At 57.3% G+C, this 13572-nt stretch carries 11 protein-coding genes; 2 read left to right on the top strand and 9 right to left on the bottom strand.

Annotated elements, in window-relative coordinates; translation table 11 throughout:
• Nucleotides 1–204: 204 nt before the first annotated feature.
• The 4 genes from NJU76_RS25675 to NJU76_RS25660 all read right to left on the bottom strand — a co-directional run bounded on the left by NJU76_RS25675 (nucleotide 205) and on the right by NJU76_RS25660 (nucleotide 5465).
• On the bottom strand, nucleotides 205–1194 hold the full coding sequence (locus NJU76_RS25675) for an LLM class flavin-dependent oxidoreductase (RefSeq protein WP_254533237.1): 990 nt from the start codon (nucleotides 1192–1194) through the stop codon (nucleotides 205–207).
• Between the two features lie 12 nt (nucleotides 1195–1206).
• Complete coding sequence (locus NJU76_RS25670; RefSeq protein ID WP_254533236.1) at nucleotides 1207–2505, bottom strand: cytosine permease; 1299 nt, start codon at nucleotides 2503–2505, stop codon at nucleotides 1207–1209.
• Between the two features lie 111 nt (nucleotides 2506–2616).
• Entirely contained in the window at nucleotides 2617–4962 is a 2346-nt protein-coding gene (locus NJU76_RS25665; protein ID WP_254533235.1) for a xanthine dehydrogenase family protein molybdopterin-binding subunit, read from the bottom strand.
• Between the two features lie 2 nt (nucleotides 4963–4964).
• Nucleotides 4965–5465, bottom strand: coding sequence for a (2Fe-2S)-binding protein (locus NJU76_RS25660; RefSeq protein WP_254533234.1), 501 nt, complete (start codon nucleotides 5463–5465; stop codon nucleotides 4965–4967).
• Between the two features lie 171 nt (nucleotides 5466–5636).
• Here NJU76_RS25660 and NJU76_RS25655 point away from each other — a divergent pair, with 171 nt between their 5' ends.
• Complete coding sequence (locus NJU76_RS25655; RefSeq protein ID WP_254533233.1) at nucleotides 5637–7025, top strand: UbiD family decarboxylase; 1389 nt, start codon at nucleotides 5637–5639, stop codon at nucleotides 7023–7025.
• A 107-nt stretch (nucleotides 7026–7132) separates the two neighbouring features.
• A complete protein-coding gene (locus NJU76_RS25650; RefSeq protein ID WP_254533232.1) occupies nucleotides 7133–7783 on the top strand; it encodes a hypothetical protein in 651 nt (216 codons plus the stop codon).
• A 327-nt stretch (nucleotides 7784–8110) separates the two neighbouring features.
• On the opposite strand, the gene NJU76_RS25645 is transcribed toward NJU76_RS25650, so the two are convergent.
• The 5 genes from NJU76_RS25645 to NJU76_RS25625 all read right to left on the bottom strand — a co-directional run bounded on the left by NJU76_RS25645 (nucleotide 8111) and on the right by NJU76_RS25625 (nucleotide 13338).
• Nucleotides 8111–8863, bottom strand: a complete 753-nt coding sequence (locus NJU76_RS25645) for a cyclase family protein (protein ID WP_254533231.1) — start codon at nucleotides 8861–8863, stop codon at nucleotides 8111–8113.
• A gap of 73 nt (nucleotides 8864–8936) precedes the next feature.
• A complete protein-coding gene (locus NJU76_RS25640; protein WP_254533230.1) occupies nucleotides 8937–9842 on the bottom strand; it encodes a DMT family transporter in 906 nt (301 codons plus the stop codon).
• A gap of 45 nt (nucleotides 9843–9887) precedes the next feature.
• Nucleotides 9888–10466: a UbiX family flavin prenyltransferase gene (locus NJU76_RS25635; protein WP_254533229.1), complete on the bottom strand. Its 579-nt coding sequence runs from the start codon at nucleotides 10464–10466 to the stop codon at nucleotides 9888–9890.
• 54 nt (nucleotides 10467–10520) lie between these two features.
• Nucleotides 10521–11684, bottom strand: coding sequence for a VWA domain-containing protein (locus NJU76_RS25630; RefSeq protein ID WP_254533228.1), 1164 nt, complete (start codon nucleotides 11682–11684; stop codon nucleotides 10521–10523).
• Between the two features lie 166 nt (nucleotides 11685–11850).
• Entirely contained in the window at nucleotides 11851–13338 is a 1488-nt protein-coding gene (locus tag NJU76_RS25625) for a UbiD family decarboxylase (RefSeq protein WP_254533227.1), read from the bottom strand.
• Nucleotides 13339–13572: the final 234 nt, after the last annotated feature.

The raw sequence follows: 13572 nt of genomic DNA, 5'->3' as shown, positions 1-13572 counted from the left end.
CAGTGCACTGATACACGACCCCGTGATCAACCTCGATTTCTACGATCATAGGTATTGTGTCACAGCGATCGCATATGAATGTATAGGACACGGCAGCTGCGGAGGCCATCTTCGGTTGGCGAAATCGGCTCACGAGGACGATAGACGGATAGCGCCGGCACGGACCGTCACTTGCAATGTCGCGTCGCGAGCCGCTCCCAGACCCTATGAAAACGACGGAATGACGTCATCCCCGAACAGTTCGATCTGACGACGAACTGTCTCGGGATCCATTCCGGGAAAATGAAAGCGACACCCGATGTGATCGGTGTCGAATCGATCTCGGAATCGCTGTATCTGCGCGATGATATCATTTGGCGAACCCACGAAAAATCGGTCTTCCGCGAGCGTCTCGAACTCGGCGGCCGTCGATCGATCAATGAGTGGATGCGCCCAATCATCGGTACCGTACTCATCCGTGTAAGCCCGGTGCAGGTACCGCCGACCGAGTCGCATCGCCTCCGTACGAGTGTCACCGATGACGACTTCGCGCATGAGCGGACAGACTAACTCCTCTGGGTCGGTTCCGTCGTCATCCGCTATCTCGTAGAGACGCTGCTGACGATAGACCAGAGACTCGAGATCAGCAGTCCCACCGGGCATCCACCCGTCGCCGAGCCGGACTGCTCGCTCGAGAGCCTTCTCGCCCCACCCGCCGACGATGAGCGGCGGTCGCGGCTCCTGACGACTCGTCGGAATCGGCTGCCAGTCCTCGAGCGTCCAGAATTCGCCGTCGAACGAGAACGAGTCATCCGCGCTCAGGTACCGATCGAGCAACTGCACGCTCTCGACGAACCGCGGGAAGCGCTCCTCCATCGAAACACCGTAAGCATTGAACTCTGCCGGAACGTAGCCGGCCGCGACGCCGAGCGTGAACCGACCTTCGGAAATCTGATCGAGTACTAGCGCGTTCTCTGCCACTTCGACGGCGTTGTGTAGCGGTGTCACAGCGACTGCCGTTACGATCTCGAGATCCTCGGTCGCAGTCGCTACAGACGCAAGTCGGGTGAACGGTGCCGGCCAGTAGTTCTCGGGACTCTCGTGGTGTTCGCAGACCCAACATGAGTCGAATCCGACTGATTCCGCCAGTTTCGCTTGGTCGAGGACGACGTCGAACTCGGCTCCGCCTTCCGTCGGGAAAAATCCAAATTTCATATGTCGGCTGGATTAGTTGGCCGTCGCACCGACAGAGTATAGTGGCGTCTCCCGCAGGCCGAGATACAGGACGTAGTAGGCGATACAACTCGCGACGACTGAGACGACCGGGACGACGTAAGCGTCCGGCGTAAAGAAGGCCACTCCGGATCCGATCCCCCAAGCGCCGATCGCGACTCCGTTGATACCGTACTCGATCTCGTCGAGCCTTAGGTGTTCCATTCGGTTCCCGATAACGTAGTATTCCACGAAAATCGGACCCGCCAGCGCCGGTAAGAAGACGCCGAGGAGTGAGATCCACGGGATGATGAGTGTGTGTATCTGGAATCCTGCGAGCCCGATCATGAGCGCGGCGGTGATAACGACGCCGTAGATCTTTCGTACTCCCGTGATATTCGACAATCCGAGCGAACCTGAATAGAGCCAGTTATCGACGGTCGTCCACGTGATCAAGATCAACGCGATCGTCGCCGGGATGATGTAGCCGACGTCGGCCATCCCCTGCGTAATATCCGAGCTTCCGGTGCTGACGACGCTGAAGAATCCCAACCCGAGGGTTATCATGTTGAACCCGAGTAGGGCGATTGCGGAGGAAACGACGATATCACGTCTGGAACGAGCGTATCTGAGCCAGTCTGCCGACACCAGCGCTCCGGCAGCCCAGAACCCGGCGGCAATGCCCATCGCTTGGCCCAACGATATCGGTTCCGCGGGCATTCCTGGCGTTTCGAAGCCGATCGGAACGAACAGTCCCCAGAGGTACACGACAAGGAACACTGGGATCGCGACATAGCTAACTATCTTCATCCCTTCGAACCCGAAGAGCGCGGACAAAAGGTACAAGAACCCGATTATGGCCGTGACCCCAAAGAACGAGTCAACTCCCGCCATGCTAACGACGAACGACACCGCGAACGCGAGTGAAACGGCACCCCAACCGACGCGCGTGATCACCTGTAATCCAGACGGGATAAACGACCCTCGCGTCCCGAAGAAGTACCTCGAGAGCGTATGAAACGTTAATCCGACCTCGTGAGCGATGAATCCGACGAGACAGGACATTACGAACATCAGTAATGAGCCAACGAAAAACGCCACGAAGAACTCGCCCATTGTGAGACTTCCCCCGACTGCACCGCCGGTGAGGAACCCGGACGGGACGATGGTCGCCGCCGCCCACACCGCGAGTAGGCCGAAAATCGATTTTCGGCGTTCTTCGGGGAGGTGATCGAGTTCGTATTCATTCCCTCCGAAATCTTCGATTGAATCTATGAGCTTTTCGATCTTGAGTGTCTTTGTTTTGCTAGACATTATCACCCTATATATCGAAGAACAACAAATAACTATCTAAGAATTTCAATCAACCGTTCCGAAAATTTTCCATAAAATACGTGAGAAAATTGCCAGTATTGTTACATCCACTCAATCCAACTGCCGGTGAATGTTCTCCGGTGTGAGCGGAATTTCGTGAAGGCGCGTTCCGATAGCATCCCTGACCGCATTGGCGAATGCAGGAGCCACACCGACGATCGGAACTTCACCGATCCCCTTCGCTCCATAGGGGCCCTCAGGATGGCTTTCTTCGAGGACGACCGAGTCGATATCCATCGGGTGCTCGTGGAACGTGGGTATCTTGTAATCGGAGTAGTTGGCGTTGATCGTCCGCCCCGTTTCGGGATCGTACTCCATCTTCTCATACAGCGCAGACCCGATACCCATACTGAGCGCGCCGATAACCTGTTCCTCGACCAGCTTGGGATTGATCGCCTTTCCGACGTCGAAGACGCCGATTAGATCCTCGATGTCTACAGCACCGGTACGCTTGTCGATGCGTAGTTGCGTGGCGACAATCCCCTCCGAGTAGAACGAGTTAACACGTCCTATTTCGCCCTCTTCGGGATCACCTGCTTCCATAACCCATGTATCTTTGCCGATGATCTCGCCGCCTTCTTGCAGGAAATACCCCGACTCGTAGATAGCCTTCGTGAAGACGTCCTCGATCTCGATCCCATGATCGAGATCGCCTTCGGGATAGACCCGCCCGTCGCTCGTCTCGAGTTCTTCCGGCGGGATCTCCAGGACGTCTGCTGCCTGTTCGAACAGTTCCTCCTTCGCGTCGTCACAGGCGAGCCGTGCCGCGTGGCCCATATTGAACGTCGACCGGCTCGAAATCGAGCCCTGATCGAACGGCGTCACGTCCGTGTCCGCCCGCACGATTTCGACGTCCTCGACGTCGATACTGAATTCTTCGGCGACGATCTGGGACATGGCAGTCGTATTTCCCTGACCGATCTCGTCCGAGGAATAGCGGAGTTCGACCGAGCCGTCCGGGTGGACCTTGACCGTCGCCGACGACGCCGTCGGCGCGAGACTGTGTTTGTTCACCAGCGCGATACCGACGCCCGATAAGGTCTCGTCGTCGGGCGACGAGGTGTCGAGCCGATCGATCTTCTCCGCAGCGATATCGAGGCATTTCTCCGAAACGACGTGCTGGCGACGCTCGTTGAACGCGGTGACGTCGCCCTCCTCGAGCAGATTCCGCTTGCGGAACTCGATGGGATCCATGCCGAGATCCCGGGCGATCTCGTCGATCTGACTCTCGAGCGGGAACAGCATTTGGCGAACGCCAAAACCGCGGAAGGATCCAGAGACTGGCGTGTTTGTGTACACGCCGTACGTTTCGGTGTACTGGTGAGGAATGTCGTAGCTGTTCGCCGTTCCGAACGTACAGTTACGAGCGACCAGGAAGCCCGTGGAGGTGTAAGCGCCACCGGGGAGCAGCGCCTCCACTTCGCGGGCGACGATGTCGCCGTCCTCAGTCACACCTGTTTTAACGGTAATTCGGCTCTCCCCGCTCACCGTGGCATTTTTGAACTCCTCTTCGCGGGAATGAACAGCCTTCACCGGTCGGTTCGTCGCCTTTGCGAGTTGGCCGACGATCGGCTCAAGTAATGGGCTTTCCTTGCCGCCGTACGATCCGCCGACGTACGGTTCGACCATCCGAAGCTTTCGCGACGGAAGGTCGATGATCCGGGCGGACATGTTCTTGATCTTATGAACGGCCTGACAGGACGTCCAGATCGTCATTTCGTGGTTGCCTTCCGGCCGCGCGACGGCCACGTGCGGTTCCATCGGGACGTGTTGAATGGGGGATGTGCGGTAGGTGTCCTCGTAGATGCGGTCGGCCTCCTCGAATCCTACCTCGACGTCACCTTTCCCGACGGTGTAGTTCTGATAGACGTTGGGTCGGTCCTCGACGAGGGTTGGCGGGAGGACGTCGGAGGTTTCGTACTCGAAGAGGTCCGGGTGGATGACCTCGGGCGGATCCGTTTTGAAGGCTTCTTCGCCGTCGACGACCGGTTCGAGCTGGTCGTACTCGACGTCGACGAGTTGGGTCGCCTCGTCGGCGAGGCGGCGCGACTCGGCCGCCACCACCGCGACGTAGTGGCCCTCGAACAGCACCTTTTCGTCGGCGAGTACGGTCTGATCGAGGAGGCCGTCACCGAAGCGTTCGTCAGGGAAGTCGTCCTGGGTGAGGACGGCGTGAACGCCGTCGAGTTCCTCGGCCGCGCTGGTATCGATGTCCTCGATCCTCGCGTGGGCGTACGGACTCTTGACGAACGACGTCCACAGCATGTTCGGGAACTCCACGTCGTAGGCGTACTCCGCGTTCCCGGTCAGCTTCTCGAAGCCGTCTTCGCGGACGACGCTCTCTCCGACGACCGACAGCAATTCCTCTGGATTATCGTTCGAGTATGTCTCGGTCATGCTTAATCACCTGCAGCTTCGACTTCGGGTTCGGGATCGTACTTGTCGGCGGCGGCTTTGACACCCTCAAGGATGGCGACGTAGCCTGTACACCGGCAAATGTTCCCGTGCAGTGCGTCTTTAATCTCTTCTTCGGTCGGGTCCGGGTTCTTCTCGAGCAGCGAGAGCGTCGAGTTGAGGAAGCCTGGAGTACAGAAGCCACATTGGAACGAGAACTCCTCCAGAAATGCTTCCTGGACTGGGTGAAGTTCCTTGGTCTTGGCGTCGACGAGATCCTCGACGGTGCGAATGTCTGCGCCCTCGACGGCGCCGGCCATGTGCAGGCAGGACTTGCGCGCTTCGCCATCGATGCGCACCGTACATGCGCCGCAGATCCCCGTCGAACACGACTGTTTCGTGCCTTTCAATCCCATGTCGTCACGCAGGACGTCCGCTAATGGCTTCGCCGGATCTACGTCCACCGTGTGCTCTTCTCCGTTGACCGTCAGCGTTAGTTCGGTCATGAGTGTCTAACTCCGTCAGACGTGTTATCATGCGTTATTCGTAATACGTTTTCGGTCCCGGTGACAAGATGTGATCGTCGAACGACTAGTATTTCAACACGGGTTACCAGTATTTACCGAAACCTTAATAGGCTGGTCAATCAACTGCTATCTCAACGCAGGGAGTTAACTATGAAAGATTTGCGAAGCTACCTCGCGCGGTTAGAGGAACGAGCACCCAACGAGCTAGAGCGTATCGAAAAAGAAGTCGATCCCGAGTTCGAAATCGCAGGACTCGTCCGGAAGTTTCAGGAGGAAGATGAATATCCGGCCGTACTCTGCGAGAATATCGAGGGCTACCCGAACTGGCGAGTACTGACCAACGTCTGTGCGTCCGATCGACGGATTGCGGAAGCCATCGATTCGAACGTCGACGAGATGCTCGAAGACTATATCGACCGCGTCGAGAACCGAAACGACCCCGAGTACGTTGACGACGGCTCCGTCAAGGACGTAGTGAAAACGGGCGACGACGCGTCGCTGAACGATATTCCACTGTTGACACACACGCCTGCCGAACCGGCACCGTTCCTCGACGGAGAGGTGTTCGTCTGCTACGACGAGGAGAACGATCGGTACAATACCGGCATCTACCGGATGATGAAAAAGGACAAGCAGAAAACGGGTGTGTTCTTCGCACAGGGCACCCACGCGTACTCGATCCTCGGTCGGCACGAAGCAGAGGACGAACCGATGGAGTTCGCCGCCTACATCGGCCACCATCCGGCGGCCGTGTTTGGATGCCAAGTCCACACCATCGACGACGAGTACTCCGCCATCGGCGGCGTACTGGACGAGCCGCTGCAGTTGGTTGACTGTGAAACGGTCGATCTCAAGGTGCCCGCGAACGCCGAGTTGGTCATCGAGGGCCGCGTCCTCCCGAACGTCCGCGAACGCGAAGGGCCGTTCTGTGAGTTCACGTACCTGCTTGGAAAGGAACGCGAGTCACCGGTCACGGAGATTACAGCGATTACCCACCGGGAAGATCCGATCTACTACGACGTGTACAATCCGTACATCGATCACGTCAACCACGGCAAACTTCCGATGGAAGCAGACATCTATCGGAAAGCCAAAGACGCCGTTTCGCAGGTGACTGACGTCTACATGCCGCCAGAAGCTAGCCGAACGGTGGCGATCATTCAGGTCAAAAAGGAGTACGAAGGGATCGGCAAGCAAGCGGCGATCGCGGCGGCCTCCGCAAAATACTTCCCGAAACCGATCGTCGTCGTCGACGAAGAACAGGATCCGCGCGATCTCGCGGACGTCTGGTGGGCGATTTCGATGAAGACACGGCCGGATCGCGATTTCAACTTCATCAAGGACGCGTACGTCGAAGACCTCATTCCCGTCGCGACGACCGGGGAAGGATGGCCGAACACGGACGGCGGCGTCGACACGAAAGTGTTCATCGACGCCACCAAACCCCTAGACGTTGAGTATCCCCCTCACTGCGAGCCGCCCGAAGAGGTCTGGAAGAACATTGACCTCGACGAGTACGTGAATCGTCCGGCCCGTTGACAATCGGCCCAGCGGCATGCGATAACGGAGACCACGAGTATGGCGGTAACCGGCTTGAGGTAGAGAAAACGATTTAATTCTTCGGGTACATCGTACGTCCCGAACGGATGACTTCATCAGACCAGGAGCTTTCGGCGGCCAATCTATACGTCTGCGAGTACGACGGCGGTAAGACGATCGCCCCCGGAGGTGATATCAACCTCTGGAACGAGGGACTCGAAACGCCGCTCACCGTTCGCCGCGATTTCGGACAGATCGAACACTCGTGGATCGTCCTGGAAGCAGGCGTGCGGAAAGTACGGACGGAACACGTCACCGACGACGGAAAGCTAGTAAGACTGCCCGTCGACGGACAGATGGGTCAGCCGAGCATCGTTCACGACGTAGACTCGACGGTGTCGATTCCGACCGAACTGTTTCCCGAAGGGCATCTCCAGACTGCAGTTCGAACGTCGATCTCGGAAGGCGGCGAACTCGCGACCCTCGCCGAGGATCTCGACGAAATTTCGGCGGAGATTAACCGTAACGCCGAATCGGCGTTTCGTTCCCGCTACGAGGAGTGGATCGGCGAACAGGTTCCGTATCCGAAAGGAACGAATCAACAGTACGAGATCCCGCTCGATGTTGAGTGGAAACGCGACGTCATCAAGCGATCGACGGAGCTGACCGATGCCCAAGCGACGGAGATCGCGCGGATGGGATTCCCATCGACCATGCGTGTGACGGTGAACGTCGAGTATCCGGAAGGTATCGAGTAATCCGAAACGCCCTCCACACCGTTCCGACGGTAGCCAGTCGACAGGACCGCGTGTAAAACTGAAAAGGTGGTTTTCATACAATTCGCTCTTCACCACCGGATGCACTATAGATTCGGACGCTAACCATCCTATTTGACGTGCGACTGGACGACGATCCGTGTGCACCGTCCAATGACCCAAGAATCCGTAGAATTTGATGAACGAGATACGCTAGTCGGTCGCCGAGTATCTACGGGTCACAACTGTGCCATCATCGGCTCATTTGAACTACATCGGGATCAAGCCTCGAGGCGCTCGGCCTACTCTACCTTTAAAAACAGAGTGGGTTCAGGCGTCGCGGAACGCGACCATTCGAATCGGGCTAGATTCGACGTCGATCATCCGGAGGGGGAAACAGCCGAGGGTGACTCGCTCGTTGAGTACTTCTTCGATGTCGCCACCGACGTTTTCGGCGTGGATCATGCCCTCGGGGAAGAGTTTGTTGTGCATGATGTGGTAGGTATCCTCGGGGAACAGCTCGTCAAGGTCACCCAGCTTCTCCTCGGCCTGTTTGGCGATGTCCGGGCGGTGGGTGCGCAGGGCTCCGTTCATGGGGTGGTCCATGCTGCCGTTGTCGATACCTAGCCACTTGAAGTTCATTTCCAGACACCAGTCGGGGAACTCGAGGTCCGGTCCCGGATGCTTCAGGAAGTACTTCTCAACGTCGGCCTCCTCGGCGTTGTAACCGTACTTGTGCCAGCCGGTGTGAACGATGAGTGCGTCGCCTTCCTTGATCTCGACGGGCTGTTTCAGGAGATCCTCTTTCGAGTACATCCCGAACTCGTCGACCTCGTCGGAAATGTCGACGACAACGCCCTCAGTGACAAGTTTGTCCAGCGGTTCTTCCCCGATCGGGCGGCCGTTGCTCACGAAATGGCGTTCGCCGTCGAGGTGCGTCCCGTTGTGGTTCGGTATCTCAAGCATCTGCGCGTTGACTTTGTCGTCAGTCAAACGCTTTACGAAGTAGGTACTTGGATCTGGATAACCGGGCCACGAGGGACAGTTATCATCCCACGGTTGAGTAAGGTCTACAACGTCCATGAGTAGAAGTCGAATTCCTCGTTATTAAATTCCCCCCATGCTGCAGGATACTCCGGTTCTGGTGACTAGTCTATTAGCTGAACAACGTGACGAGAACGCTACCGCTGACGACGATGAGCGTCATTCCGATAAGCCGGGAGGTCACTCGCTCGTATCGCTGCAGAAACGCCGCCGACATGAGGACGACGAAAATCGGACTGGTCTGAAGAATCGGCACGACGACCGAAACCGGCGCAATCTCGAGCGCCGTATAATAACTGAACAAAAATAGCGTATTCGCCCCGCCTGCAGCAAGGTACCATCGTCGACTGGCCGACGCGCGGAACGGTTCGACCGACAGCGCTCCCTTCCAGCCGAGATATGCGAAAAACCCGACGGCTGCGCTCATCGTTTTGAGCGCGAGTCCGACGAAAACGGACGCTCCCGTTTCGAAGCCGATCGAAGCGAAGATCGGTTCAAGGCCGAAGAAAAAGGCTGCGGCGAACGGGAATGCAAGGGTGGACCAAGAGGGGTCCGTAATCGGGTCGACGGATGCGTTCATCATCTCGATCGAAATAATCGCGACACCGCATATGATGAGGAGAATACCGAGTAAATGCGGGATAGAAACCGTTTCTTCGAGGAGAACAACGGCGATGACCGTGGCGTGCAACGGTTGAGATGCCTTAATCGGTTCCGACCGACTCGCACCGATACGCTCGATACTTGCGTAGTAGAGTATTCGTGCGAGGAGCGTCCCGACGATTCCTGCGGCGATGAACGCAAACAACGCCCACAACGATATCGAATACCCCGGATGTGCAATCCACAACGCGAGGGGGACGAAGGTGACGATGTTCACGAGCAAGACGACGACGAGTGCGTCGCTCGAACGGCCGTTGTTGGTACCGAGACGGATGGTGAGAGACGTGAGTGCGAGACAAACCGCCGCTACGACCGAAAGTACGATCCCAAGAGAGACCGCGTCGAACGCAGTCATTGTTAGGAGAGCATTCGACGGCCAGTGCGTACATTCGCTCACTTACTACTGAACAACCTCGTTTTCGAGGCCGCTCCACTCCTCGAATTCGACAGAGACGTCGACGAGCGAGAGCGCTCTGGCGACCGTCCGCGAAATCATCTTATCGAAATCGGTCTCGTGTTGATAGAACGACGGAAACGGCGGCATGATAATCCCGCCGGCGTCGGTTACTTTGAGCATGTTCTCGAGATGAATGCGATTCAATGGCTTTTCCCTCGGCATCACTACCAGAGGATTTCGCTCCTTCAGCGTCACGTCCGCCGAGCGAGTGATGAGGTCACCCGCGTTCCCGTGCGCGATGTTCGAAAGCGTCTTCATCGAACACGGGGAGATAAGCATACCTTTGGTTGCGAACGACCCGCTCGCAGTGGGGGCTCCGATATTCTTCACGGAGTAGGTTTCGTCGGCGATCTGTTCGAGTTCCGCAGGAGTGTATTCCGTCTCCTGTTTGATCGTGATCCGCGCGCTCTCCGAGAGAATGACGTGGGACTCGTATTCCGTCTCTCTGAGTAGATTGAGGGCTCGAATGCCGTATATTTGTCCGGTCGCTCCGGTCATTCCGATTATGACACGATCTGCCATACCTACCACTTAGAACGAACGAGGTATAAAGACTTGTGCAACGACGGGACGCGATCACGCTCTCGAACGCAGTTCATCCACGACCTCTCGCAGATCGTCAACGTCGGCAAATCCGAAGAAGTGATCGACGTAAGGAAGTGCGGTTTCCATTCCGCTGACTTTTGGTTCGTAGTTCGGCGACGTCGCCAGCGGATTAAGCCAGATGATCGATTGGCTCCGCCGAGTGAGTTCGTGCAGTTGCTCGCGAAGCCGCTCGAGATCGCCCGCATCCCAGCCGTCGCTGATCACGACGACGATCGTGTCGTGATCGACGATGAACGGGTCGACTGTGAGAATTTCTTCGAGACACGCGCCGATCGTCGTTCCCGCTCCCCACTCGGTCCGTGCCCGACGCATCTCTTCAATAGTGCGACCGATGTCGGCTGATTGGAAGTACCTTGTCACCTCCGTCGACTTCGTGTCGAAGAAGAACGTTCTGACGTCGACGTACTGGCGCATGCACTCGAACAAAAACAGGAGCAGGAACTCCCGGTCCATATTGCGGAGCATGGAGTGACTTACGTCGACGAAAAACCGGACCCGTACTTGGGATCGCTCCTTCGAGATCCGCGGGAGATTTCCTGGATGGGGTTCGCGTGCGGCATTGAGCGATCGCCGGAGGTCGAGATCGCCCGACTGATCACGGTTGGATTCGAACCCGCGAATCGTTCCGAGCTGCCAGCCGAGGTCTTTCACGAGCAGCGACAGCGTTTCGGCCGCCAAGTCGTCGCCGGTAAACGAGACCGCAGGGAGCGTCGCTCGATCCTGTTGACCGATCTCGAGAGCGACCTCCTCGTCTGCTTCCCCTCGACGCTTATCGGATCCGCCCTCGTGGTCGTTCGTCCGGCCGTCAGGGAGATTGCTCACGTCGGGCGTGCCACTACTGTGTGGCGGTTGTTCCGCGGGCACGTCTGTGGGCTCATCGCCGTCTTCGACCGACGAGTCCTCGTCTGCGATCGTCTCCTCGACATCGACGTCGCCGCTGTTCGGTCGATCGCGATCCGGTTCGGCCTCCGATGATAGCTCGTCCCAATACTCGACGAACAGATCGTCGAATATCGGTCGATGCGCCTGATCGTCTAGAAGCGTCGATTTCAGCGCGTAATAGAACTGGTCCCGCTCGAGTGGATCGATCTCGGAGATGGCTGCGGCGCCGGCGATCGCGTGGTCTGTCGACACTGGTATGCCTTCCTGGCGTAGTGCGATACAAAATTTGACGAGATTTCCTGTGTAACCGTTCTCGGTCGTGGAACTGAAACTGCTCATAGACGAGTCGATGTCTGATGTTGACCGACAATCGCAAAAATAGTGTCGACTATCGCGGACTGGCGCTGTCGGCTCCGAGTTAGTCCCATTCGGCGATGTCGAATTTCTCCTCGAGTTCCGCTTTGTACTCTTCATCGAAGTCGACGACATCGGGGAACTCCTCTTTCCAGTCGAACGGAATGCACGCGTCGACGATGAGAGCCGAGTTCGTGAAGTCCCGTCGTTCGCGGGCTTTCGGAGGCGTTCGCGGGTCGAGTTCGAACGTCGGCGTATTCGAGATTACGTCGACGTCCTCTTCGGGGGTACACCGAGTTGTCATCGCGAAGAAGACTTCTTCCGGGTCGGACGGATCGATGTCTTCGTCGACGACGACCGTCATCATGTTCGAGGTCATCGCGTTCTGAGCTGAGAGGGCTGCCAGACCGGCCTGCTTGGAGTGTCCGGAGAACTCCTGTTCGATGGAGATAACCAGGATATTCGATCCCTGTTGGCAGGTTTGATACAGCGAGTAGACGCCCTCGATGTTCATTACGTTGTCCTCGAGCGTTTCCCAAGCCTTAGCGCTCGTTCCGAGGTGGGCGCCAAGCGCGTGGACGTGCGCTTGGTCCTTGAGTTCGGGGCATCCCTTCAGGATCGGATCGTCCCGGTGCCAGAGTTTCTTGACGTTAATGACCATCCGCTCTTCTTCCATTCCGGCACCCCCGGCGTAGTAGCCGAAACACTCGCCGAATGGCCCTTCAGCCTGAGTTTCCTCCGACGGCGGCGGAACTTCACCGATGATCGCAATCTCGGACCGGGCGGGAACCGGCAGTCCGGTGTCGTCGTCCCAGACAACGTCGATCGGCTCCCCTTTCAGACCGCCTGCATACTCCAGTTCCGAGTCACCCTTTGCGAGTTTCGCACAGGCTCCAGCGTAGACGTACGGATCCGGGCCTTGATCGATGACGATCGGTGCGGGTTCGCCCCGATCCCACCACTTTTGCATTTGGTGACCCGCCTGATTGGTCTGGTTTACGAACATGCCGAGGGTGTTTTCGTCGTGCACCTGATTGCGGTACACTCCGGCATTCACCCAGTTCCACTTATCATCATCTTCAGGTCCGCGAGTGAATACGGCGTTCCCCGTTCCGATAAACCGCCCGCCGTCTTGCTCGTGCCAGATCGGGACCGGGAGGTCCCAGATATTGACCTCGTTACCCTCGAAGACGTTATCCTGTACCGGACCAGTCGACACCTCGTTCGGCTCGATTCGTTCGACGTCGCTGATCCTGTTTTTCCACTGTCGAACGATCTCGACGCTGGAAGCTTCGGGATCCAGCCCGAGCGCAATTGCGTGATGCTGGTCGGTCAAGTACGGTACCGACAGGATGCGATATCCGTCCTGGTACTCTTCGATCGAGTCGAAGAGCATCGCTTTCGGGTTATCGACTCGTGCGCCGATCTCGGTCAGGGCGCCGATTTCGTAATTCCAGTGGGCCCCTTCGACGGTTCGTAGCAATCCTTCTTCGTTAAGTCGACCGACGTAATCCCGGAGGTCTCTAACCGGTTCTGTGGCTTGCTCAACCATTGCTTCGTACCGAGTATCGTGGTTCTCCTACCTATATTTATCGCATACGGTACCATAAGAGACCTTCCGAACGACGGAATCCGTTCGCGAACGATCGGAAGAAACGCGAAATCCGCGAGGAATCGCAACTGGTCGCACGGTGACTCGCCCGCGACGCACCTCATCGATCGCCGGTGAGGCGACATTTTGTTGAGAGGGGGAAGATATAATACGGTTAGGTCGGTTAAATAGACC

This window comes from Natrinema gelatinilyticum (assembly GCF_024266705.1).
GTDB classification, from domain to species: Archaea; Halobacteriota; Halobacteria; order Halobacteriales; family Natrialbaceae; genus Natrinema; species Natrinema gelatinilyticum.
Note: the sequence above shows the minus strand (reverse complement) of the source record. Positions and strands in the feature narration are given on the sequence as shown.